This is a genomic window from Stenotrophomonas sp. 10L48 (assembly GCF_056395105.1).
In genome coordinates, this window is record NZ_JBFTIX010000005.1 from 354,426 (window position 1) to 377,917 (window position 23,492).

Below are 23,492 nucleotides of genomic sequence, written 5' to 3' on the forward strand. Positions count from 1 at the left end.
TCAATCCTTGGCCGGCACGGCGGCCGCTGCTGCCTGGTCCGGAACCACGCGGATCAAGCCTTCCTGGGCGGTGCTGGCAACCAGCACGCCATCACGGGTGAAGAACTGGCCACGGGCCAGGCCGCGCGAATCCTGCGCACTGGGGCTGTCCAGCGAGTACAGCAGCCAATCGTCGGCGCGGAACGGGCGGTGGAACCAGATCGCGTGGTCCAGCGAGGCCATCTGCACGTGCGGATGGTAGTAGCTGATGCCGTGCGGGAAGGTCGCCGTGCCCAGCAGGTGGAAGTCCGACGCGTAGGCCAGCAGTGCCTGGTGCAGCTCGGGAGCATCGCCCACGCGCTCGCTCAGGCGCAGCCAGACCTGGTGGTAGGGCGGGCGCTTGGGCGGGTTCAGTTCATCGCGGGGATACACATGGCGGAACTCGAACGGACCGCCGCGCGAGAGCCAGCGCTGCACCTTGATCGGCAAGCGCTCAAGCACCTCCGCCGGCAACGGCCGGTTCGGTTCGATGTCTTCCGGTTGCGGCACTTCGGGCATCTTGTGCTGGTGCTCGGCACCGGATTCGGCCTGCTGGAACGAGGCCGCGCAGAAGAAGATCACCTTGCCATGCTGGATGGCGGTCACCCGGCGCACCGAGAAGCTGCCACCGTCGCGGGTACGGTCGACGTCGTAGACGATCGGATGGTCGATGTTGCCGGCGCGGAGGAAATAGGCGTGCAGCGAGTGCACATGGCGACCATTGTCGACCGTGGCCTGCGCGGCCGCCAGGGCCTGGCCCAGCACCTGCCCGCCGAACACGTACTTGGTACCGATGTCGCGGCTCTGGCCGCGGAACAGGTTGTCCTCCAGCCGCTCCAGGGTGAGCAGATCGATCAGCTCGGAGACGACGGGTTCGGGCATGTCGTTCAAGGGGGCGGCCACAGCGATGAAAGAGGGGTCGATTATACCGGTGTAGGCCGGATGCCCCATCTTCGGTAGTGCCGGCCGCTGGCCGGCATCCGCAGGCGTCCCGGAAGGATCGCCAGGCTGCCGGCCAGCGGCCGGCACTACCGTTTACTTGCCGAGACGCGCCACCAGTGCCTGCAGTGCGTTCTGCGCATCCGGGGCGAACCAGGCCTCGACGAAGCGGTCGAGCTGGATCAGGTCCGGATGCAGGGCGTCGTGCAGCTCGGCGCGGGCAATGGCACGGGTCAGCAGCATCGGCTGCCGCGGCTGCTTCAGCAGGTCCTGCAGCCAGGCCACCGCACGGGCCGCCACCAGTTCGCCATCCACCAGTTCGTCGACCAGGCCGATCTGCAGCGCCTGTTCGGCCGGTACCAGCGCGCCGGTGGCCAGCAGCACGCTGGAGCGGTGCGCGCCCACCGCACGGCGCAACAGGCGCTGGATGCCTTCCGGTGCGATCAGGCCGACCTGCACTTCGTTCAGGCCGATGGCATACGGGCGCGCCGGATCGGCACTGCGTGCCATCACCCGGTAGTCGCAGCACAGGGCCAGCACGCAGCCGCCCGCCGGTGCATGGCCGGTGATCGCCGCAACCACCGGGATGCGGCTCTCGGCCAGCGTGCGTACCGCGCCGAAGAACGCGTTCCAGGTGTCCAGCAGCTTGTGCTTGTCATCACCATGCGAGAGCAGGTGCGGCACGTCCATGCCGCCGGTGAAGATGCGCTCGCTGCCGGACAGCACGATGCCGTGCGCGTCCTCGGCCATCGCCAGTTCGATGGCATGGATCAACTGCCGGCACAGCTCGGTGTCCAGTGCATTGACCGGCGGCCGCGCCAGCCGCAGTTCGCGGATGGGGCCATGGTTGATCACCTCGATGAGCGTCGTCATGCTGCGGGTCTCGTTGCGAAGAAGGAACCTGGGCGATGATAACCAAACCATTCGTTGGCGTACTGTTGATGATGTGTGCGGGCGCAGCATCGGCGGCGGCCGCGGTGCCGGAGTGCGTCACCGTCTCGCAGGGCTGGGTACGTCTGCCGCCCAGCCCGACGGCGACGCCCATGACTGCCGGCTATGGCGTGATCCGCAACGGCTGCTCCACCGCGGTGACCATCATCGGTGCGCGCAGTGCGAGTTTCGGTGATGTGTCGTTGCACGAGACCCGGATCGTCGACGGGGTCAGCCGCATGCGTGCTGTCGAGCGCCTGCCATTGGCGCCGGGCGAACGTGCCGTGCTCAAGCCCGGCGGCCTGCACCTGATGTTGATGGACGGCAGGCGCGTATTGGAGGAGGGGCAGCCCGTGTGGCTGCAGGTGCAACTGGAGGGGGGCACCGAAGTCAGCACGGCCCTGATAGTGCGCAAGGCCGCGCCGTAACGCGGCGCTCGTTCCGCCGGGCATGGCCCGGCGAGCGCGCAGCGCGGTGGGGCTTAATCGGTAGCGCCGGGCCATGCCCGGCGAGCGCACAGCGCGGTGGGGCTTACGACCAGTCGTACGAGAACAGCACCGTGCGGCTTTCCGGCTCGTACAGCATCACGATCGCATCGGCACCGGTTGCACACCAGTTGTAGCCGGCCACTTCGGCCACGGCGAAGAACTTGTGGCCATCGCGGGTGATGATCGCGCGCTCGGCATCGTCCGGCGCATGCCGGTCGTCGGCAGCCTCGGTGAACGCCAGCGCGAAGGCGGCCGGAATCTCCGCGGTTTCGATCCAGTTGCCGGTCGAGATCTGCCCGCCCAGCACATCGAGGTACGCCTGCTCGCCGGGCTCGCCGTCGCCATAGCGCGAATAGCTGGCCAGGCGTCCATGCTGCTGGAAGTACGCACGTGCCTTGCTGTAGCTCTCACGCATCTCAGCGATGTGCTTCAGCGCGTGCTTGTCCTGCACCTGGTCGCCGATGAAGTAGCCCTCCTCACCGAGGAAACGCATGCGGTTGTCGGCGGTCAGTGCAAAGGCGATCCAGTTGGTGCCGGTTAACGCGTTGTGGTGCTCTTCGGTGGTTTCACCAATACAGCCGTCGTAGGGCTCGATCGGGCACAGCATCGTGGCCACGCTGCCGGCCAGTTCCGGGCGCAGCACGCCGAGGTCGATTTTCAGCAGCGGCAACAGGTGCTGGCCAAGCCAAGCCTGGTCATCGGGGAATACGTCGGCGGGGAAGGGGACCATGCCGGGCAGCAGGTCGCGCAGTTCAGTCTGGTGGATCATGTCAGTCCTTTGATTGGAACGGTCGCGCCGGGCCATGCCCGGCGGGGAGAGTGCCGGCCAGCGGCCGGCACTACCTTCAGGTGGATGCGCTGCGGATCGCGTCCGGCAGCGGCGCGCTCTTGCCGGTCTGCGTGTCCATCCAGACCACCACCACGTTGCCGTCCGAATACAGCTTCGACTCGTCCTGCTGGTCGACGATGCGATGACCGATGGTCACGCTGCTGTTGCCCAGGCGCTCGACGAACAGCTCAACCAGGATGTCGTTGGGCCACACGATCGGCAACCGGTAGTTGACGTTGGTGGCGGCCACCACCGGTGCGATGCGGTCGGTCATCGACACGCCTTCCACGCCCAGCATCCAGCGCACGCGCGCCTCTTCCAGGTAGGAGATGTACTTGGCGTTGTTGACGTGGCCCATGCTGTCCATGTCACGCCAGCGCACGCTGATCGGAATGCGGGCCAGGATCTTGTGTTCGCTGCTCATCAGGCGTCCTTCTTCTTCTTGGTGCCGGCCGTGGCGGTCTTGCTGGCCTTGCCGGTGCTCTTGGCGGCGGCTGCCTTCTTCGCCGGCTTCTCGGGCTTCACCTTGCGCGGCGGGCGCGCATCGGGCTTGTTGGCCACGGCGGCGGGCTGGTCCGGTCGCGCGCTGGTGGACGGCAGCATCCGGGCGAGGAACTGCCCGGTATACGAATCCGGGCATGCGGCCACGTCTTCCGGCGTGCCGGTCACCAGGATGGTGCCGCCGCGATGACCGCCTTCCGGACCCAGGTCGACGATCCAGTCCGCGGTCTTGATGACGTCCAGGTTGTGCTCGATCACCACCACCGTGTTGCCCTCGTCGCGCAGCTTGTGCAGCACGCCGAGCAGCGCCTCGATGTCGTGGAAGTGCAGGCCGGTGGTCGGCTCGTCGAGGATGTACAGGGTGCGGCCGGTATCGCGGCGCGACAGTTCCTTGGACAGCTTCACGCGCTGCGCTTCACCACCGGACAGCGTGGTCGCGCTCTGCCCCAGCTTGATGTAGCTCAGGCCGACATCAACCAGGGTCTCCAGTTTGCGGGCGATGGACGGGACCGGTTCGAACAGCTTCAGTGCATCTTCGACGGTCATTTCCAGCACGTCGTTGATGTTGAAGCCCTTGTACAGGATCTCCAGCGTTTCGCGGTTGTAGCGCTTGCCATGGCAGACGTCGCAGGGCACGTACACGTCGGGCAGGAAGTGCATCTCGACCTTGATCAGGCCATCGCCCTGGCAGGCCTCGCAGCGGCCGCCACGCACGTTGAAACTGAAGCGTCCCGGCGAATAGCCGCGCGCACGCGATTCGGGCACCTGTGCGAACAGCTCGCGCAGCGGAGTGAACAAGCCGGTGTAGGTGGCCGGGTTCGAGCGCGGGGTGCGGCCGATCGGCGACTGGTCGATGTCCACCACCTTGTCGAACAGGTCCAGGCCATCGATCTCCTTGTACGGCGCGATCGGGTGCGAGGCGCCGTTGATCTCGTTGGCAGCCAGCGAGAACAGGGTGTCGTTGATCAGGGTTGACTTGCCCGAGCCGGACACACCGGTCACGCAGGTCAGCAGCCCTGCCGGGATGGCCAGGTCCACGCCTTTCAGGTTGTTGCCGGTGGCGCCACGCAGATGCAGCGTCATCTTCGGGTTCGGCTTGTGCCGGCGCGCCGGGATCTTGATCGCGCGCTTGCCCGACAGGTACTGGCCGGTCAGCGAACGCGGCGCATCCAGGAGGTCCTGCAGGCTGCCCTGGCCGACGATCTCACCGCCGTGCACGCCCGCACCCGGACCGATGTCCAGCACGTAGTCGGCCAGGCGGATCGCATCTTCGTCGTGCTCGACCACGATCACCGTGTTGCCAAGGTCGCGCAGGCGGGTGAGGGTGCCCAGCAGGCGCTCGTTGTCGCGCTGGTGCAGGCCGATGGACGGCTCATCGAGCACGTACATCACGCCCACCAGACCAGCACCGATCTGGCTGGCCAGGCGGATGCGCTGTGCCTCGCCACCGGACAGGGTGTCGGCCTTGCGCTCCAGGGTCAGGTAATCCAGGCCGACGTCGACCAGGAAGCCGAGGCGTTCGCCGATCTCCTTGACGATCTTCGCGGCGATCTCGCCACGCCAGCCCGGCAGGCTCAGTTCACTGAAGAACTTCAGGGCTTCATCGATCGGCAGCACCACCAGTTCCGGCAGCGGGCGGTCGGCCACGAACACGTTGCGTGCGGCCTTGTTCAGGCGCGCGCCGTTGCACTCGGGGCAGGCATGTTCGCTGATGTACTTGCCCAGCTCTTCCTGCACCGCCGCCGATTCGGTTTCCTTGTAGCGGCGTTCGAGGTTGGGAATGATGCCTTCGAAGCGGTGCTTGCGCTGGGTGCGGCCACCGGCCTCGGTGAAGTAGGTGAAGGTGATCGCATCCTCGCCGCTGCCGTACAGCACGGCCTGCTGCACCTTTGCCGGCAGCGAGTTCCACGCCGCGTCGGTGTCGAACTTGTAGTGCTTGGCCAGCGAGGCGATCAGCTGGAAGTAATAGGCATTGCGGCGATCCCAACCACGCACGGCACCGGCCGCCAGCGACAGCTCCGGATGCACCACCACGCGCGAGGGGTCGAAGAACTCGGCCATACCCAGCCCGTCGCAGCCGGGGCAGGCGCCCATCGGTGCGTTGAACGAAAACAGGCGCGGCTCCAGTTCCGGCAGCGAGTAGTCGCAGACCGGGCAGGAATACTTGGACGAGAACAGGGTAGGGGTTGCAGCGGCATCGTCCAGCGACTGCACCGACGCCATGCCATCACCCAGCTTCAGGGCGGTTTCGAAGCTCTCGGCCAGGCGCTGCTTGATGTCTTCGCGCGGGCGGAAGCGATCGATCACCGCTTCGATGGTGTGCTTCTGGCGCAGCGCCAGCGGCGGCACCGCGTCGATTTCGTACAGTTCGCCATCCACGCGTACACGCACGAAGCCCTGTGCGCGCAGCTGGTCGAACACCTGCGCGTGCTCGCCCTTGCGGTCGCGGATCACCGGCGCCAGCAGCATGTAGCGCTGTTCCGGGTCCAGCGTCAGCATATGGTCGACCATCTGGCTGACCGTCTGCGCTTCCAGCGGATAGCCGTGGTCGGGGCAACGCGGCGTGCCGACGCGTGCATACAACAGGCGCAGGTAGTCGTAGATCTCGGTGATGGTGCCGACCGTCGAGCGCGGGTTGTGCGAGGTCGACTTCTGCTCGATCGAGATCGCCGGCGACAGGCCTTCGATATGGTCCAGGTCCGGCTTTTCCATCACGCTCAGGAACTGCCGCGCGTACGCCGACAGGGACTCGACGTAACGCCGCTGACCCTCGGCATAGATGGTGTCGAACGCCAGCGACGACTTGCCCGAGCCGGACAGGCCGGTGATCACGATCAGTTTGTCGCGGGGCAGGTCGAGGTCGATGTTCTTGAGGTTGTGCGTCCGCGCGCCGCGGATGCGGATGAAATCCATCGCCATGGGGAATCCGGTTGTGGGGGCGTGGCTGGGCCGCCGGGCCAGCGATAGGGCGGCAATCGGTCAGCCTACCGAGGTGACCAGATGGGGGCAATGGGCGACAATGCCAGCCCGGTGTCTCACCCGGTGAGACCGCCTGTCAGGCAGGGGTCAGATCCCTTTTCGCCGTGTGAAAAGGGATCCGACCCCTGCCTGGGGGCCCCCGGGCCGTTCAGGGGGTTGACTTGACCCGTCCGGGCCCCTCTGCGTACAATCCCGCTCCTGTCCGCCCTCGACGGCGGCAGTCCATAGACCACAATAACTACAGAGGAAGTCTGGTCATGTACGCAGTACTGGTCACCGGCGGTAAGCAATACCGCGTGGCGCAGGGCGAAAAGCTCCGCATTGAAAAGCTCGAAGTCGAAGTCGGCAGCGAGATCAAGTTCGACAACATCCTGCTGCTCGGCGACAGCGATGGCATCAAGATCGGCGACGCCCTGAGCGGCGCTGCGGTCACCGCCACCGTCCTGTCCCAGGGTCGTGCTGACAAGGTCCGGATCATCAAGTTCCGTCGCCGTAAGCACCACATGAAGCGCCAGGGTCACCGTCAGTACTACACCGAAATCGAGATCACCGGCATTGCCGGTGGCAGCAAGTAAGGAGATAGGTCATGGCACATAAAAAAGGCGTAGGCTCTTCGCGCAACGGTCGCGACTCCAACCCGAAGTACCTCGGCGTCAAGATCTTCGGCGGCCAGGCCATCGAAGCAGGCAACATCATCGTGCGTCAGCGCGGCACCCAGTTCCACCCGGGTGCCGGCGTCGGCCTCGGCCGTGACCACACCCTGTTCGCCCTGACGGACGGCAAGGTGGAGTTCACCGTGAAGGGCCCGAAGAAGCGTCGCACCGTCAGCGTCGTCTCGGTCGAAGCCTGATAAGGCTGCGTCCGGCGCCCATGCCTCGGCATGGCCGTGCTGGATGAAGAGCTCGCTGCATGAAGAGCCCCGCTTCGGCGGGGCTTTTCGTTGGAATCAATGGTAAAACGGGCATCGCCCGGTTGTCGGCCAGCGGCCGGCACTACATCAAGGTGGCGGCGTGCATGCCGCGCCCATCGCAGGCATCGAAACAATGAAACTGGTAGACGAAGCAGAAATCGAAGTGTTCGCCGGCAACGGCGGCAACGGCTGCATTGGCTTCCGTCGCGAGAAGTTCATTCCGCTCGGCGGCCCGGACGGCGGCGACGGCGGTGCGGGCGGCAGCGTGTGGATCCGCGCCGACGAAAACCTGAACACCCTGGTCGACTTCCGCCATGACCGCATCTTCAAGGCGCAGCGCGGCGAGAACGGCATGGGCCGCCAGGCCTATGGCAAGGGTGGCGAAGACCTGGTCATCACCGTGCCGGTCGGCACCGTGATCATCAACGTGGCCACCGATGAAATCATCGGCGACCTGACCCAGCATGGCGACCGCCTGCTGGTGGCCAAGGGCGGCCGCGGCGGCCTCGGCAACATGCATTTCAAGAGCTCCACCAACCGCTCGCCGCGCCAGGCGCTGCCGGGTGAGCCGGGTGAGGAGCGCACGCTGAAGTTGGAGCTGAAGCTGCTGGCCGACGTCGGCCTGCTGGGCTTCCCCAATGCCGGCAAGAGCACCCTGATCCGCGCCGTCTCGGCGGCGACGCCGAAGGTGGCCGATTACCCGTTCACCACGCTGTACCCGAACCTGGGTGTGGTGAAGGTGGAAAACTACCGCAGCTTCGTGATCGCCGATATTCCGGGCCTGATCGAAGGTGCTGCCGACGGTGCCGGCCTGGGCGCGCAGTTCCTGCGCCACCTGCAGCGCACCCGCCTGCTGCTGCATCTCGTCGACATTTCGCCGATGGAAGGTGGTGTGGAAGGTGTGTCGCCGGTCGAGCAGGTGCGTGCCATCGAGCGCGAACTGGAAAAGCACGATCCGGAGCTGCTGGCCAAGCCGCGCTGGCTGGTGCTGAACAAGGCCGACCTGATGTTCGAGGACGAGGCCAAGGCCGCTGCCGAGAAGATCGTCGCCGAGCTGGGCTGGAAGGAGCCGTGGTTCCTGGTGTCCGCACTGGGTCGCGAAGGCACCTTCCCGATCATGAGCCGGATCATGGCGTTCTTCGATCGCCAGAAGGAAGACGAGCTCGAGGCGGCACGCAACGCGCAGTAATGCCGTTGTGGTTCCCGCGAAAAACCCGGCTTCGGCCGGGTTTTTTTGTACGTGGGTAGTGCCGGCCGCTGGGCGGCAATCCACCGAGGTTGCCGGCCGGCGGCCGGCACTACCAGATTGCAGGCAACAAAAAACCCGGCCGAGGCCGGGCTTTTGCGTGCTGCCGGAGCCGGGGCTCCAGCAACCAACCGGATCAGGCGGCCTGGAGGGCCTTGATGCGGTCGTTCAGGCGGCTCTTGTGGCGAGCAGCCTTGTTCTTGTGGATCAGGCCACGCGCGCTGAAACGATCCAGGATCGGCTGGGCAACGGCGAAGGCGGCTTGAGCGCCGGCGGCATCGTTGGCGTCCAGCGCCTTGATCACTTTCTTGACAGCGGTGCGCAGCATCGAGCGCTGAGCCACGTTGCGCGCGTTGCGCACGACGGTCTGCTTGGCGCGCTTCTTGGCGGACTTGATATTGGCCACGGTGGTGGTTTCCTGAAAAATCGGTGTTATGGGAACAGCAAGCTAGCTAGTATGATGGCGTAAGAAATGTACGTCAAGTCGATTGTCAAGAGGGACGTTGAGTGAGTTCACCCAAGATGTTGCGGGGCCTGCTGTCGTTCAGCAGCATGACCATGGTCTCGCGGGTTCTCGGCCTGGTCCGGGACCAGGTAGTGACCTCGACCTTCGGCACCAACGCCATCACCGATGCTTTCTGGGTCGCCTTCAGGATACCCAATTTCCTGCGCCGGCTGTTCGCCGAGGGTTCCTTTGCCACCGCATTCGTGCCGGTGTTCACCGAGGTGAAGGAAACCCGCAGCCACGCCGAGCTGCGTGAACTGATGGCCCGCACCGCCGGCACCCTGGGCGGCGTGCTGATGCTGGTCACCGCGCTGGCGCTGATCTTCGCGCCGCAGCTGGCGTCGGTCTTCTCCAGTGGGGTGGACACCGACCCGGCCAAGCAGGGCCTGCTGATAGACCTGTTCCGCCTGACCTTCCCGTTCCTGCTGTTCGTCTCGCTGACCGCCCTGGCCGGCGGTGCGCTGAACAGTTTCCAGCGCTTCGCGATGCCGGCGCTGACGCCGGTCATCCTCAACCTGTGCATGATCGCCGGCGCGCTGTGGCTGGCGCCGCGGTTGGGTGGCACACCGGAAAAGCAGATCCTCGCCCTCGGCTGGGCGGTGCTGGCCGCCGGCCTGCTGCAGCTGCTGTTCCAGCTGCCTTCGTTGAAGGGCATCGACCTGCTGACCCTGCCGCGCTGGGGCTGGAACCATCCGGGCGTGCGCAAGGTGATGACGCTGATGGTGCCGACCCTGTTCGGCTCGTCGGTGGCGCAGATCAACCTGCTGCTGGACACCGTCATCGCCGCCAAGCTGACCGATGGCTCGCAGTCCTGGCTGTCGCTGGCCGATCGCTTCCTGGAACTGCCGCTGGGCGTGTTCGGCGTGGCCCTGGGCACGGTGATCCTGCCGGCGCTGGCCCGGCACCACGTCAGCACCGACCGCGAAGGCTTCTCGCGCTCGCTGGACTGGGGCCTGCGCATGACCCTGCTGATCTCGGTGCCGGCCATGCTGGGCCTGCTGCTGCTGGCCGAACCGCTGATCTCCACGATCTTCCAGCACGGCCAGTTCACCGCCTTCGACACCCGCATGACGGCGCTGTCGGTGTACGGCCTGAGCTTCGGCCTGCCGGCGTTCGCGCTGCTGAAGGTGGTGCTGCCGGCGTTCTACGCGCGCCAGGACACCAGGACGCCGGTGCGCGCCGGCGTCGCCGCGCTGGTGGCCAACATGGTGTTCAACTTCGCCCTGCTGGCGGTGCTGTACCAGGTGATGGTGCCCGACGAGCTGAAGGCGCAGGGGGTGATGGCGGCGCTGGGCAAGCAGCCCGGCCTGCACCTGGCGCTGGGCATCGCCAGCGCGCTGTCCAGTTACCTGAACCTGGGGCTGCTCTGGTACTGGCTGGGCAAGACCGATGTCTACCAGCGGCGTCCGGGCTGGGGTGGCTACCTGCTGCGCCTGCTGCTGGCGTGCACGGCGATGGTCGGCGTGCTGCTGGCCCTGCTGTACTGGCTGCCGGGCTTCTCGTCGATGGGCGTGTGGGAACGGATCGGCGCGCTCGGCCTGCTGGTCGGCGGTGGCGGGCTGACCTATCTGCTTGCGATGGTGGCGATGGGCTTCCGTCCGCGCGACCTGCGTGGGCATTGATCGTGGCTCCCGGCGGCTATACTTCAGGGTTACACCATTGAAGGGGCGGGCTTCGGCCGGCCGGAACGAGAGTTGATGAGCAGGCTGTTCAGAAGCGTCGAGGGCGGGGAGCTGTTCCCCAACGGAAGCGTGGTCTGCATCGGTGCATTCGACGGCCTCCACCTGGGCCATCGTGCGCTGGTGCGGCACGCGGTCGCGCGTGCGCGCGCCTTGGGTGTGGCTGCGGTGGCGGTGGCCTTCGAGCCCTTGCCGCGTGAGTTCTTCGCCCAGGGTACGCCGCCGCCGCGGTTGACCCTGGCACGCAGCAAGGTCGAGATCCTGCACGAACTGGGCGTTGATGCGATCGGCCTGCTGCGCTTCGACGCGGCGATGGCGGCGATGCCCGCCGAAACCTTCGTGCGCCAGCTGCTGGCGCAGCGCCTGAACGCCCGCGAGGTGTGGATCGGGCCGGAGTTCTGTTTCGGCAACCGTCGCCGTGGCGATCTGGCCCTGCTGCAGGCGCTGGGCGCCGAGCTCGGTTTCAGCGCCGGCGAGATTGAAGCGGTCGACCTGCATGGTGACCGCATCTCCAGCACCCGTATCCGCCAGCTGCTGCAGGAAGGCGACTTCGCCCGCGTCGGCGACCTGCTCGGTCGCCCGTACTCGATCAGCGGGCGGGTCGTGCGCGGGCGCCAGCTCGGCCGTACGCTGGGCTTCCCCACCGCCAACCTGCGTTTCCCGAAGACCCCGGCACTGTCGGGCATCTACGCGACCTGGGTGCACGGGGTGTTCGACCAGCCGTGGCCGTCGGTGTCCAGTTTCGGTACCCGGCCGACCGTGGACGGCGTGGAGCCGCTGCTGGAGGCGCACCTGTTTGATTTCCAGGGCGACCTGTACGGGCGTCACATCGAAGTCGAATTCGTTGCCAAACTGCGTGACGAAGAGAAATTCAACGATCTGGCGGCGCTGACCGACCAGATGCACCGCGACGCCGAACAGGCGCGTGCCATCCTTTCCGAACATAGATTGCGAGCCACTGCGTGAGCCAGGACTACAAGACCACCCTCAACCTGCCGGCCACCGAATTCCCGATGCGCGGCGACCTGCCCAAGCGCGAGCCGGGCATTCTGGCGCGCTGGGAAGAGCAGGGGCTCTACCAGCAGCTGCGCGACAACGCCGCCGGCCGCCCGCTGTTCGTGCTGCATGACGGCCCGCCGTACGCCAATGCGCGCATCCACCTGGGCCATGCGGTCAACAAGATCCTCAAGGACATCATCGTCAAGTCGCGCTACCTGGCCGGCTTCGATGCGCCCTATGTGCCGGGCTGGGACTGCCATGGCCTGCCGATCGAAATCGCGGTGGAAAAGAAGTGGGGCAAGGTCGGGGTGAAGCTCGATGCGGTCGCGTTCCGGCAGAAGTGCCGCGAGTTCGCCGAGGAGCAGATCGACATCCAGCGCGCCGACTTCAAGCGCCTGGGCGTCACCGGCGACTGGGACAACCCGTACAAGACCCTGAGCTTCGATTTCGAGGCCAACGAGATCCGCGCGCTGTCCAAGGTCATCGCCAACGGCCACCTGCTGCGCGGCGCCAAGCCGGTGTACTGGTGCTTCGATTGCGGTTCGGCGTTGGCCGAGGCCGAGATCGAATACCAGGAAAAGACCTCGCCGGCGATCGACGTGGCCTACACCGCGCGCGATGCGCAGGCCGTGGCGCAGGCGTTCGGCGTAAGCGTGCCGGCCGACGTGGAAGTGGCCGTGCCGATCTGGACCACCACCCCGTGGACGCTGCCGGCCTCGCTGGCGGTATCGCTGGGCGCGGACATCCGCTACGTGCTGGCCGAAGGCCCGGCGCACAACGGCAAGCGCCGTTGGCTGGTGCTGGCCGCTGCACTGGCCGAGCGCTCGCTGCAGCGCTACGGCGTGGACGCGGTGGTGCTGCACGGTGAGGCCGAAGGTTCGGCGCTGGAAAACCAGCTGCTGATCCATCCGTTCTACCCGGAGCGCGAGATCCTCGTGCTCAACGGCGAACACGTGTCCGACGAGGACGGTACCGGTGCGGTGCATACCGCCCCCGGCCACGGCCAGGAAGACTACGTGGTCAGCCAGAAGTACGGCCTGCTGGACAAGTACAACGCCGGCCAGGTGACCCCGGTTGACGGCCGTGGCGTCTACCTGGAATCGACGCCGCCGGCAGGCGAGGTGGTGCTGGCGGGCCAGCACCTGTGGAAGGCGCAGGAGGCGATCGTGCAGGTGCTGCGCGACAGCGGCGCGCTGCTGGCCTTCGTCGAGATCCGCCACAGCTACCCGCACTGCTGGCGGCACAAGACGCCGGTGGTGTTCCGCGCCACCCCGCAGTGGTTCATCTCGATGGACAAGGCCAACCTGCGCAGCGATGCGCTGGCCGCCATCGATACCGTCGGCTGGTTCCCGACGTGGGGCAAGGCGCGCATCCAGAGCATGGTCGACGGCCGCCCGGACTGGACCATCTCGCGCCAGCGCACGTGGGGCGTTCCGATTGCACTGTTCACCCATCGCCAGACCGGCGAGATCCACCCGCGTTCGGTGGAGCTGATGCAGCAGGTGGCCGACCGCGTGCAGGCTGAAGGCATCGACGTGTGGTATTCGCTGGACGCGGCCGAACTGCTGGGCGCTGAAGCGGCCGACTACGAGAAGGTCACCGACATCCTTGATGTCTGGTTCGACTCGGGCGTGACCCACGAAGCGGTGCTGGCTGCCCGTGGCTTCGGCAAGCCGGCCGACCTGTACCTGGAAGGTTCGGACCAGCATCGCGGCTGGTTCCAGTCCTCGCTGCTGACCGGCGTGGCCATCGACAAGCGCGCGCCGTACAAGCAGTGCCTCACCCACGGGTTCACCGTGGACGAGCACGGCCGCAAGATGTCCAAGTCGCTGGGCAACGGCATCGAGCCGCAGGAAATCATGAACAAGCTGGGCGCGGACATCCTGCGCCTGTGGATCGCCTCGGCCGACTACAGCAACGAGATGTCGCTGTCGCAGGAAATCCTCAAGCGCACCGCCGACGCCTACCGTCGCCTGCGCAACACCGCACGCTTCCTGCTGGGCAACCTGGACGGTTTCGATCCCGCCCAGCACCTGCGCCCGCTCGACGAGATGGTCGCGCTGGACCGCTGGATCGTGCATCGCGCCTGGGAACTGCAGGAGAAGATCAAGGCCGCGTATGACAACTACGACATGGCCGAGATCGTGCAGCTGCTGCTGAACTTCTGCAGCGTGGACCTGGGCTCGCTGTACCTGGACGTGACCAAGGACCGCCTGTACACGATGCCGACCGATTCGGATGGCCGTCGTTCGGCGCAGAGCGCGATGTACCACATCGCCGAAGCGTTCACCCGCTGGGTGGCGCCGATCCTGACCTTCACCGCCGATGAGCTGTGGGGGTATCTGCCGGGCGACCGTGCCGGCCACGTGCTGTTCACCACCTGGTACGAGGGACTGGCTCCGCTGCCGGCCGACGCACAGCTCAACGCGGCCGACTTCGACCAGCTGCTGGCCCTGCGCGAGCAGGTGGCCAAGGTGCTGGAGCCGATGCGCGCCAATGGTGCGATCGGCGCCGCTCTGGAAGCGGAGATCACCATCGCCGCCAGCGAAGAGCAGGCGACCCGCTGGCAGCCGCTGGCCGATGAACTGCGCTTCCTGTTCATCAGCGGTGACGTGCAGGTGCGTCCGGCGACCACCGACGAGGTGTTCGTCAGCGCGCAGCCGACGCAGAAAGCCAAGTGCGTGCGCTGCTGGCACCACCGTGCCGACGTCGGCAGCAATGCCGACCACCCGGAACTGTGCGGCCGCTGCGTGACCAACATCGCCGGTGCCGGCGAAGTGCGGAGCTGGTTCTGATGGCCGCCGCGCGCCCGCATCCCAATGCGCTGATCTGGCTGCTGCTGTCGGCAGTCATCATCGGCCTGGACCAGTGGTCGAAGGCCTGGGTGCTGTCGAGCCTGCCGGAGTTCCAGCCGGTGGTGGTCATCGACGGCTTCTGGAACTGGTACCGCACCTACAACACCGGGGCAGCGTTCAGCTTCCTGAGCGATGCCGGTGGCTGGCAGAAGCATTTCTTCACCGTGCTGGCGATCGCCATCAGCGGCCTGATGGCCTGGTGGCTGCGCGCGACCGCCCGTGGCAACTGGAAGGCCGCCGTGCCGTACGCGCTGATCATCGGCGGTGCGATCGGCAACGTGATCGACCGCCAGGTGCATGGTCACGTGGTCGATTTCATCCAGTGGTACGTCGGCGAGCATGTCTGGCCGTCGTTCAACATCGCCGATTCGGCCATCGTGGTGGGTGCCGTAGGCATCGCCCTGTTTGGCCTGTTCGACGGCAAGTCCGCCAAAAAGGCGGATAATGCCAACCCGAAACCGTAAGCCGGCCGCTGCCGGGAGACTGAACTGATGGATGTGCTGCTCGCCAACCCGCGTGGATTCTGTGCCGGTGTCGATCGTGCGATCGAGATCGTCAAGCGCGCGATCGAAACGCTGGGCGCGCCCATCTATGTCCGCCATGAAGTGGTGCACAACCGCTTCGTGGTCGACGACCTGAAGCAGCGCGGCGCGATCTTCGTCGAGGAGCTCGACGAAGTGCCGGACAACAACACCGTCATCTTCAGCGCCCATGGCGTTTCCCAGGCCGTGCGCCAGGAAGCCGAGCGGCGTGGCCTGAAAGTGTTCGACGCGACCTGTCCGCTGGTGACCAAGGTCCACTTCGAAGTCGCCCGCCACTGCCGTGCCGGCCGTGACGTCGTGCTGATCGGCCACGCCGGTCACCCGGAAGTGGAAGGCACCATGGGCCAGTGGAACCGCGAAGCGGGCACCGGCCAGATCTACCTGGTCGAGGACGTGGAGCAGGTGGCCACGTTGCAGATCAACCAGCCGGAAAACTTCGCCTACACCACCCAGACCACGCTGTCGGTGGATGACACGCGCGGCATCATCGATGCGCTGCGCGAGCGCTTCCCGGCGATGCAGGGGCCGAAGAACGACGACATCTGCTACGCCACGCAGAACCGCCAGGACGCCGTGCGCGACCTGGCCAAGCGCTGCGACCTGGTGCTGGTGGTCGGTTCGCCGAACAGCTCCAATTCCAACCGCCTGAGCGAGCTGGCCCGCCGTGAAGGCGTGGAGAGCTACCTGATCGACGGTGCACACGAGATCGACCCGGCCTGGGTGGTGGGCAAGCAACATATCGGCGTGACCGCTGGTGCTTCGGCACCGCAGGTGCTGGTCGATGGCGTGCTGGCGCGTCTGGCCGAGCTGGGCGCCAGCGGCGTGGGCGAGCTGGAAGGCGAGCCGGAATCGATGGTGTTCGCGCTGCCGAAGGAACTGCGCCTGCGCCTGRTCGACTGACCGGCAGCGCTGCCGGTGGGTGCGAACCCTGGTTCGCACTGTCGGCTGTACGTCATCCACGCATGGCGTGGATCTACCCGGTACTGCTCTGCTTTCCAGCAGATCCACGCCATGCGTGGATGCTGTCAGTCTTCGCCAACGCTCCGATGAGGCTTTGCCGCATCTGGTCGATGCGCCACTGACCATGACCTTCGGCCATGGGGCTCGGCACCTCACAGGCCTAGCATCGGGGAATCCTTCGCTGCTGGAAGTTGCCGATGAATACCCGTGCCCTGGTGATGTCCGTGCTGTTCGCGCTGGCGGCTACGCCCGCGCTGGCGCAGACTCAGCTACCGGGTGATGCCGCCGCCCCCGGCCTGCTGCGCATCGACGTCGATGCACGCGACCTGGCCCGGCGCATCTTCAAGGTGACCGCCACCGTGCCGGCCAAGCCCGGCCCGCTGACCCTGCTGTACCCGCAGTGGATTCCCGGCAACCATTCGCCCACCGGCCCGATCGACAAGCTGGCCGGCCTGCGTGTGACTGCCAACGGCAAGCCGCTGGCCTGGCAGCGTGACCAGTACAACGTCTATGCATTCAAGGTGAACGTGCCCGAGGGCGTGAGCGAGATCGTCGCCCACTTCGACTTCCTGTCCTCGCAGGGCGGCAGCCAGGGCCGGGTGGTGATGACCCCGGAAATGCTCAACCTGCAGTGGAACGCCAACTCGCTGTATCCGGCCGGCGTGGACGCGCGCAACCTGCAGGCGCAGGCCAGCGTGACCCTGCCCAAGGGCTGGGCCTACGCGACCGCACTGGAAACCGCACGCCGCGATGGCGACACCGTGGTGTTCAAGCCGATTTCCTATGACCACCTGGTCGATTCGCCGCTGTTTGCCGGTGAGCATCACCAGCGCATCGACCTCGACCCGGGCGCGAAGGCGCCGGTACATCTGAATGTGTTCGCCGACGATGCCAAATCGCTGAAGCCGACCGACGCGCAGCTGAAGGTGCACCGTGCGCTGGTGCAGCAGGCGGACAAGCTGTACGGCGCGCGCCACTACGACCACTACGAATTCCTGCTTGCCCTGACCGATCGCCTCGGCGGCATCGGTCTGGAGCACCATCGTTCCAGCGAGAACAGCGCCGACCCGGGCTACTTCACCGAGTGGGACAGCAACGCGTGGATGCGCGACCTGCTGCCGCATGAGTACACCCACTCGTGGAACGGCAAGTACCGTCGTGGTGCCGACCTGGCCACGGCCAACTTCAATACGCCGATGGGCGACAGCCTGTTGTGGGTGTACGAAGGGCAGACCCAGTTCTGGGGCCAGGTACTGGCCGCACGTTCGGGGCTGTGGTCCAGCGAGCAGGCGCGCGACATGCTGGCCAACGTGGCCGCCACCTATGATCGTGGTCGCCCGGGCCTGGCCTGGCGACCGCTGCAGGACACCACCAACGACCCGACCATCGCCCAGCGTCGCACCCTGCCGTACCGCAACTACCAGATGAGCGAGGACTACTACTCCGGCGGGCAGATGTTGTGGCTGGAGGTGGAGGGCAAGCTGCGTGGGCTGACCGGCAACCGGCGCAGCCTGGATGACTTCGCGCGTGCCTTCTTCGGCGTCGGCAACGGCGATTGGGACGTCAATCCCTACACCTTCGATGACGTAGTGGCGACCCTCAACGGCATCGCGCCGTACGACTGGGCGAGCTTCCTGCGCCAGCGCCTGGACGGGCACGGATCGCTGACCGGTGGCCTGGAACTGGCGGGCTGGAAGCTGGTCTACCGCGATGCGCCTAACGAGGCCTACAAGGCGCAGGAAAAGCGCGCGAAGGCAGCGCTGCTGGCCTACTCGCTGGGAGCGACGGTGCTCGACAGTGGCGTGGTCGGTGATGTGGTCTGGGACAGCCCGGCGTTCAATGCCGGCCTGGCACCGGGCATGAAGGTGATCGCCGTTGGTGGCCGCGAATACAGCAGCCAGCGCTTGAAGGATGCAGTAGCCACGGCGGCGAAGGACAAGGCGCCGGTCACGCTGCTGGTCAAGCAGTTCGACCGCATCGATACGATGAAGATCGACTACCACGGTGGCCTGCAGTATCCGGTGCTGGAGCGCATCGCCGGCCGCCCGGATCGCCTTGCAGAGCTGTGGAAGGCACGATGAAGTTGCGCACGCGCGATGGGTTGATCCTGGTGGTGGCCGTGCTGGCCATCATCGGCGCCTACCTGGACGGCGATGGGCGCTGGCTGCACTGGTTGGCCAAACCGGCGACCACACTGCTGATCGCCGCCATCGCCTGGCAGGCGCGGCCGCTGACGGATGCGTTCTACCGGCGTGCGGTGCTGGCCGGCATGCTGTTGTCCTGTGCAGGTGATATCGCGCTGATGCTGCCGATCGACGCGTTCGTGCCAGGCCTGGTGGCCTTCCTGCTGGCGCACCTGTGCTACATCGCCGCGTTCCGTGCCGGCCTGCGCGCGGGCCGCGGATTGCTCGCTGCCTTCGTGCTGCTTGCCGCATTCGCTTCGATCAACGTCACCGGCCTGTGGCCGCATCTACCGCTGCCGATGCGCGTTCCGGTGCTGGCCTATGTCGTGGTGCTGGCGCTGATGGCAGTGCTGGCACTGGCCCGCTACTGGAAGCGGCCACACGTCGACGCACTGGAAGCGGGCAGCGCGCGTTGGGCTGCCGCTGGCGCACTGCTGTTCGTGGCCAGTGATTCATTGCTGGCGTGGGATCGCTTCGGCGGTGGCCTGCCGATGGCCAGCCTGCTGGTGCTGTCCACCTACTACGCTGCGCAGTACGCCATCGCCCGCTCGGTGAGATAGCCCTTTTTCTACTGCAGGTTGCCCTTGGCGTCGTAGCGCAGGCGCACGGTCTGGCGGTCGCCGGCTACTTCATCCGGCAACCACGCCAGCTTGCCGCCCTTGCGGATGACCACATAGACATGGCCGACGTCGGCCGGCGAACGCATCAGGGCATTGCGCTGTTGCTGCAGGGCCTGCGTCACCCGTGGCACGGCATCGAAATCGATGTTGGCCAATGCAGTGCTGCTGCGGCGCAGGGTGATGGTCGGCGCGAACTGCTGCGGATTCACCGCATCGCCCTTGCGCCATTGTCCACGTTGGTAGTGATAACTATCCACGTGGCCCGGCTGCTGTGGATCGACCAGGTCGATGTCGATGCGGCCGTCGTCATGGAAGTGGATGCTGTGGAAAACGACCAGGCGTTCGCCGGCCAGTCCGGGCATCGCCTCCAGCGCCTGCCGTGCCACCTGCAGGCGCTCGCTGTCGAGCAGCAGGTTCGGCCGCGCGCGCCTTGGCAGCGGCATCGGTTCGGGCGCCGCCCGTGGCGTTGCGATGGCCGCCGTTCGCAACGGTTGTTCCCATGGGTCTTGTTGCAACGCATCCGCAGGCACGGTCGATGCGGCGCCACGCAGGGTCGCGTTGACGGTCTGCAATGCGCCGCCTGCCGTGGCGGCACCGGCCAGGGCCAGCACCACCCCGGCGAACACCAGCGGCGTGGACACGGGCCGCTTCACGCGTGCTCCATGCGCACGCTGCGGCGATCATCCGGGTCGTAGAGGATGTCGACCTGCCCGCGTGGAATGTTGGCCAGTTCGAGCAGCGCAACGAAGCGGCGCACGCTGGCCTGCTGCACGTTGCCCTCGCGGTCGAGATATTCCAGCTTGAACTCGACCTGCGGTTGTTCGTTGACGTAGGTGCCGGTCTGGCGCACGTCGAGCACCTGCGCTTCGGCGCCGATACCACGGTACTTGAGCGCTTCGCCGCGCGCGTCGATCTGCAGTGTGCCGGCCAGCAGGCGCGCCAGCAGACGCAGGCCGATCAGGTAGCCGCACAGCACCAGCGGGCAGACCAGCAGCGGATGGCCGAAGCCCAGGAACGTCCAGCCCAGTCCATCGCTCTGCAGGCGATAGGCCATGACGTACGCGGCAGCGACCACGACAATGCCGATCAGGCCGCCGATGCCGCGGCGCCACAGGCTGGCGCGGTCCAGTTCCGGTTGCGATCCTGCCAGCATCAGGTTGGGCGCGGGGCCGGGTGTGGGGCTGAGCAGCACCTCGAGCTGGCTGCCCACGGTGAAGCGCTGCAGCTGTGGCTTGCTGTCGACCACGACCAGCGTTTCGGTGATCGGGGTGCCGGACAGATTGTCGAAGGCCAGCTGCAGCCGCCACTGCGCGAAGCCGCGCACCTGCACGCCGGTCTTTTCGGCCTGCTCGATGCGTGCGTTGCGGGGCGTGCCGTCGGCCAGGATGCCGCGCACACGTTGTAACGCACGGGGTGGCGCCAGCAGCAGGTAATGCAGGAAGGCGTACAGCAGCACCAGCCATAGCGTCAGCGACGTCGCCAGCAGGGCCAGTGCCAGCCAGGGCGCGCTGCGGTCGCCCGCTTCCAGCGGCCAGCTGGTGCCGAAGTAGAGCAGGCAGGGGAAGGGCAGCGCGAAGAACAGCATGAGCGCGCCCAGGAACCAGAGGTAGGCTTTCATGACTCGCCTTCGACGCCGTGGAACAGGCGGCGTAGGGTACTACGCTCAGCGGAATTGCAGGGTCAGCAGGAAGTAGCGCCCGAGTGGATCGTCCAGCCCGGGCATCTGCCCGCCGCTGCCGACCAGGTGGTTTACCGGCCGCGTATCAAGCAGGTTGTGCACGTCCAGTGCGGCAATCACGCGCGGGCTCAGCCGCCGCGCCAGATGCAGGTTCCAGCGCAGCTGCGCCGGGTTCATGCAACGGCCCTGGTCATGCTGCTCCTGCGCGCACGCTTCACCGGCCAGCCATGCGCGGGTGCGGCCGACGCGGTTGCCTCGCAGGGCGATGTCCCAGGACGGGTTCTGCCACTGTACGTTGAGGATGCCCGCGTTCGCCGGCGTGGCATGCCCGCGCAGGTCCACCGATTCGCCATGGCCGCGATCACGACGCAGCTCCTGCTGTTTCAACGCATCCAGCGAGAACAGCCACTGCCCGTTGCGACCGGTATCCACCCGGTACTCGCCACGCAGTACCCAGTTGCGCGAGGTGGTGCGGCCGATGTTGTCGAATGACAGGCGAAGATTACGCAGGCGGCCCTGCTCATCCAGTTCCCAGGTGCCGGGATTCCACAGTGCATCGCTGGGTTGCAGTGCGAGGATCTCGTTGCGCAGTTCGACGATGTTGTGGGTCAGTGACAGCGAGAACGCATCGTTGGGTGTCCAGCTGGCGGCCAGCGAGTGGCTGCGCGAGGTCTCGGCTTTCAGCCCGTCGTTCTCCGCCACCTCCACTTCCACCGCGCAGCCGCCATCGCGCAGCGGGCGCGCGCACGTCGGCAGGGACTCCGAGGCGGGCAGGCCATACAGGCCGAAGTAGCCCGGTGGCCGCCGGCGCTCGAAGATGCTGGGAGCGCGGTAGCCGCGGCCACTGGCAAGCAGGAACGACCAGTGCGGGCTGGGGCTCCAGCGCAGGCCGGCACGCGGCGAAAACGCAGTGTCACCGCCATCGCGGTCCAGTCGCGCGGCCACGTCCAGGCGCAGTGTCGGCGCCAACGGCAGGCCCACTTCGGCGTAAGCGGCGTTGCTCTGCCGCGACAGCCGGCGTTGCTCCATCGGCAGTCCCAGCGCCAGCTCGCCCTTGCCCAGCAGCGGATCGGGCAGCGAGGTCCAGCGCTCGCGGCGCAGATCGATACCGGTGGCCAGTTGTGCTGCACCGCCGGGCAGTGTCATCAGGGTGCGCTGCATGCCCCACCAGCCCTGCCACTGCTCGGTACGTCCGCGGTTGTGGATGGCCGGGAACAGCTCCTCTGCCAGCCCCGCCGGCAGGGTGGAAAATCCGGGCAGGAAGTCCAGCGTGCGTGCTGCTTCCAGCAGGCGTTCGCTGCGCACGGTGCCTTCGGTGCGCAGGTCCACTTGGCTGCGCTGCGCGCTGAGGCCAGCATCCCAACTGCGGCCGGCGCGCTCACGGCCCATGCCGAAACTGATGTCGCCTTCGGTGGCATGCACGCGCGGGCGCACTTCGCCGCCTTCCTGCAGGACCACGTTGAGGATCGCGCCACGGCTGAAATTGAGGGCGACGGCGGTCGGGCCCAGCTCGAAGCGCTGGCGGTTGTGGCTGGCGCGTGCTTCCACGTAGGCGTAGCGTCCGTCACCGCGCTCGTGGCGATAACGCAGGTAGCCGGACAGCGTTTCCGACGCCGGTTGCAGCGAGCGCGGGCGTGCGTTGTCGAACCAGCAGCCGTCGTCTTCGCTCTGCAATGGCGGATGGCACTGCGTGGCCGGGTAGTAATCACCGTTGGGCATGATCAGCCCGATCGGGTACAGCGAGGTTTCCGCATGCCAGTCGCGCTGGTCACCGGCCACATGCTGCAGGCGATGCAGATCGATGCCGGCGAACCAGCGGTCGCCGCCTTCGCGCACGCCGCCCGTGGCCGCCTGCAGCCGGTACTGATCGCCATCGCCACGGCTGCTGACACCCGATTGCAGCGTCGCTTCCGGTCCCTCGGCCTGGTCACGCAGAATGATGTTGACCACGCCGGACATCGCATCGGCGCCGTAGATGGCCGAAGCACCGCCACGCACCAGCTCGATGCGCTCGACGAAGCTGAGCGGAATGCCTCCCAGATCGGTCAGCCCGCCTTCTTCCAGCGACACCATCGGATAACGCGGCAGGCGCCGGCCGTTGACCAGGAACAGGGTTGCGCGCGGGCCCATGCCGTCCAGGCTGGTGGTGGCGGCCGCGCCGACCGGCAGGTACAGCGAGTCGCCGCTGCGCGAGGTGCTCAATGGCGGATGGCCGTTCATGCCGGGCAGGTGGCGCAACAGGTCGAACAACGTGCCGTAGCCGCTGCGCAGGATGTCCTCGCGATCGATCACCGTTACCGGCAGCGTGGTCTGCACGGAGGTGCGCGGCAAGCGGCTGCCGGTGACATGGATCGGCGCCAGTTCCACCTGCACCGGCTTGGCTGGCGCGGGCGGCGGTGGCCGCCGTACCGGCTGCGCGACCACTGCGGGTGGGGCAGCGTGCCGGCGGACCACGAATCCGCCGCTGGGGGTCTGCAGGATGTTCACCGGCATGCCGGCGACGAGCTGCTTGAGTGCGGCGGCCGGCGCCAGCGAGCCGGCGACGCCACCGGTGCGCAGGCCGGTCAGTTCACGTGCGTCGAACACCAGGGCAATGCCACTCTGGCGTGCCCATTGCTGCAGGGCCGGCGG

General features: G+C 66.7%; 21 protein-coding genes. 12 read left to right on the forward strand and 9 right to left on the reverse strand.

Features of this window, described 5'->3' with window-relative positions:
* Window positions 1–900, reverse strand: coding sequence for an acyl-CoA thioesterase II (gene tesB, locus AC1DCU_RS10950; protein ID WP_032951563.1), 900 nt, complete (start codon window positions 898–900; stop codon window positions 1–3).
* Window positions 901–1,053: 153 nt separating this feature from the next.
* Window positions 1,054–1,830 (reverse strand): enoyl-CoA hydratase/isomerase family protein, encoded by a 777-nt coding sequence (locus tag AC1DCU_RS10955; RefSeq protein WP_093817639.1) that lies wholly within the window; start codon window positions 1,828–1,830, stop codon window positions 1,054–1,056.
* A gap of 35 nt (window positions 1,831–1,865) precedes the next feature.
* Here AC1DCU_RS10955 and AC1DCU_RS10960 point away from each other — a divergent pair, with 35 nt between their 5' ends.
* Window positions 1,866–2,315: a copper chaperone PCu(A)C gene (locus AC1DCU_RS10960; RefSeq protein ID WP_025873857.1), complete on the forward strand. Its 450-nt coding sequence runs from the start codon at window positions 1,866–1,868 to the stop codon at window positions 2,313–2,315.
* Between the two features lie 103 nt (window positions 2,316–2,418).
* Here AC1DCU_RS10960 and AC1DCU_RS10965 read toward each other — a convergent pair whose 3' ends face one another.
* The 3 genes from AC1DCU_RS10965 to uvrA form a co-directional block, all read right to left on the reverse strand.
* The gene (locus tag AC1DCU_RS10965; RefSeq protein WP_080149416.1) at window positions 2,419–3,144 is read right to left on the reverse strand and encodes an enolase; all 726 of its coding nucleotides are present in this window, start codon (window positions 3,142–3,144) and stop codon (window positions 2,419–2,421) included.
* Window positions 3,145–3,220: 76 nt separating this feature from the next.
* A complete protein-coding gene (locus tag AC1DCU_RS10970; RefSeq protein ID WP_025873855.1) occupies window positions 3,221–3,628 on the reverse strand; it encodes an acyl-CoA thioesterase in 408 nt (135 codons plus the stop codon).
* Window positions 3,628–6,624 (reverse strand): excinuclease ABC subunit UvrA, encoded by a 2,997-nt coding sequence (uvrA, locus tag AC1DCU_RS10975; protein WP_099842122.1) that lies wholly within the window; start codon window positions 6,622–6,624, stop codon window positions 3,628–3,630. Before uvrA ends, AC1DCU_RS10970 begins: the two co-directional genes overlap by 1 nt.
* Before the next feature lie 317 nt (window positions 6,625–6,941).
* Between uvrA and rplU the strand changes: the two genes are divergently transcribed.
* From rplU to obgE, 4 genes are read left to right on the forward strand one after another with little or no spacing between them, the layout of a single operon-like run.
* Window positions 6,942–7,259, forward strand: coding sequence for a 50S ribosomal protein L21 (gene rplU / locus AC1DCU_RS10980; protein ID WP_004148331.1), 318 nt, complete (start codon window positions 6,942–6,944; stop codon window positions 7,257–7,259).
* A gap of 11 nt (window positions 7,260–7,270) precedes the next feature.
* Window positions 7,271–7,534 (forward strand): 50S ribosomal protein L27, encoded by a 264-nt coding sequence (gene rpmA, locus AC1DCU_RS10985; RefSeq protein WP_176021379.1) that lies wholly within the window; start codon window positions 7,271–7,273, stop codon window positions 7,532–7,534.
* 59 nt (window positions 7,535–7,593) lie between these two features.
* The gene (locus AC1DCU_RS10990) at window positions 7,594–7,731 is read left to right on the forward strand and encodes a hypothetical protein (RefSeq protein ID WP_157804331.1); all 138 of its coding nucleotides are present in this window, start codon (window positions 7,594–7,596) and stop codon (window positions 7,729–7,731) included.
* The gene (gene obgE / locus AC1DCU_RS10995) at window positions 7,728–8,783 is read left to right on the forward strand and encodes a GTPase ObgE (RefSeq protein WP_032975970.1); all 1,056 of its coding nucleotides are present in this window, start codon (window positions 7,728–7,730) and stop codon (window positions 8,781–8,783) included. The genes AC1DCU_RS10990 and obgE overlap by 4 nt, the downstream gene beginning before the upstream one ends.
* Before the next feature lie 193 nt (window positions 8,784–8,976).
* Here the strand turns inward: obgE and rpsT are convergent, their stop codons facing one another.
* The gene (gene rpsT / locus AC1DCU_RS11000; protein ID WP_025873851.1) at window positions 8,977–9,246 is read right to left on the reverse strand and encodes a 30S ribosomal protein S20; all 270 of its coding nucleotides are present in this window, start codon (window positions 9,244–9,246) and stop codon (window positions 8,977–8,979) included.
* A 116-nt stretch (window positions 9,247–9,362) separates the two neighbouring features.
* Here rpsT and murJ point away from each other — a divergent pair, with 116 nt between their 5' ends.
* From murJ to AC1DCU_RS11035, 7 genes are all read left to right on the forward strand, one after another.
* The gene (murJ, locus tag AC1DCU_RS11005) at window positions 9,363–10,967 is read left to right on the forward strand and encodes a murein biosynthesis integral membrane protein MurJ (protein ID WP_032951562.1); all 1,605 of its coding nucleotides are present in this window, start codon (window positions 9,363–9,365) and stop codon (window positions 10,965–10,967) included.
* Window positions 10,968–11,042: 75 nt separating this feature from the next.
* Entirely contained in the window at window positions 11,043–11,990 is a 948-nt protein-coding gene (locus AC1DCU_RS11010) for a bifunctional riboflavin kinase/FAD synthetase (protein WP_025873849.1), read from the forward strand.
* The gene (ileS, locus tag AC1DCU_RS11015) at window positions 11,987–14,818 is read left to right on the forward strand and encodes an isoleucine--tRNA ligase (protein ID WP_032975971.1); all 2,832 of its coding nucleotides are present in this window, start codon (window positions 11,987–11,989) and stop codon (window positions 14,816–14,818) included. Before AC1DCU_RS11010 ends, ileS begins: the two co-directional genes overlap by 4 nt.
* The gene (lspA, locus tag AC1DCU_RS11020) at window positions 14,818–15,342 is read left to right on the forward strand and encodes a signal peptidase II (RefSeq protein WP_032975973.1); all 525 of its coding nucleotides are present in this window, start codon (window positions 14,818–14,820) and stop codon (window positions 15,340–15,342) included. Before ileS ends, lspA begins: the two co-directional genes overlap by 1 nt.
* A 27-nt stretch (window positions 15,343–15,369) precedes the next feature.
* Window positions 15,370–16,320: a 4-hydroxy-3-methylbut-2-enyl diphosphate reductase gene (gene ispH / locus AC1DCU_RS11025; RefSeq protein WP_478014168.1), complete on the forward strand. Its 951-nt coding sequence runs from the start codon at window positions 15,370–15,372 to the stop codon at window positions 16,318–16,320.
* A 257-nt stretch (window positions 16,321–16,577) separates the two neighbouring features.
* A complete protein-coding gene (locus AC1DCU_RS11030) occupies window positions 16,578–18,461 on the forward strand; it encodes a M61 family metallopeptidase (RefSeq protein WP_442251338.1) in 1,884 nt (627 codons plus the stop codon).
* The gene (locus AC1DCU_RS11035; protein ID WP_442251339.1) at window positions 18,458–19,123 is read left to right on the forward strand and encodes a lysoplasmalogenase; all 666 of its coding nucleotides are present in this window, start codon (window positions 18,458–18,460) and stop codon (window positions 19,121–19,123) included. Before AC1DCU_RS11030 ends, AC1DCU_RS11035 begins: the two co-directional genes overlap by 4 nt.
* An 8-nt stretch (window positions 19,124–19,131) precedes the next feature.
* Here AC1DCU_RS11035 and AC1DCU_RS11040 read toward each other — a convergent pair whose 3' ends face one another.
* The 3 genes from AC1DCU_RS11040 to AC1DCU_RS11050 are packed head-to-tail and all read right to left on the reverse strand — an operon-like array spanning window position 19,132 to window position 23,354.
* Window positions 19,132–19,836 carry a hypothetical protein gene (locus AC1DCU_RS11040; protein ID WP_442251340.1) on the reverse strand — a complete coding sequence of 235 codons (705 nt, stop codon included), beginning with the start codon at window positions 19,834–19,836 and terminating at the stop codon, window positions 19,132–19,134.
* Window positions 19,833–20,801, reverse strand: a complete 969-nt coding sequence (locus AC1DCU_RS11045; RefSeq protein ID WP_442251341.1) for a hypothetical protein — start codon at window positions 20,799–20,801, stop codon at window positions 19,833–19,835. Before AC1DCU_RS11045 ends, AC1DCU_RS11040 begins: the two co-directional genes overlap by 4 nt.
* 45 nt (window positions 20,802–20,846) lie before the next feature.
* Window positions 20,847–23,354 (reverse strand): TonB-dependent receptor plug domain-containing protein, encoded by a 2,508-nt coding sequence (locus AC1DCU_RS11050; protein ID WP_442251363.1) that lies wholly within the window; start codon window positions 23,352–23,354, stop codon window positions 20,847–20,849.
* Window positions 23,355–23,492: the final 138 nt, after the last annotated feature.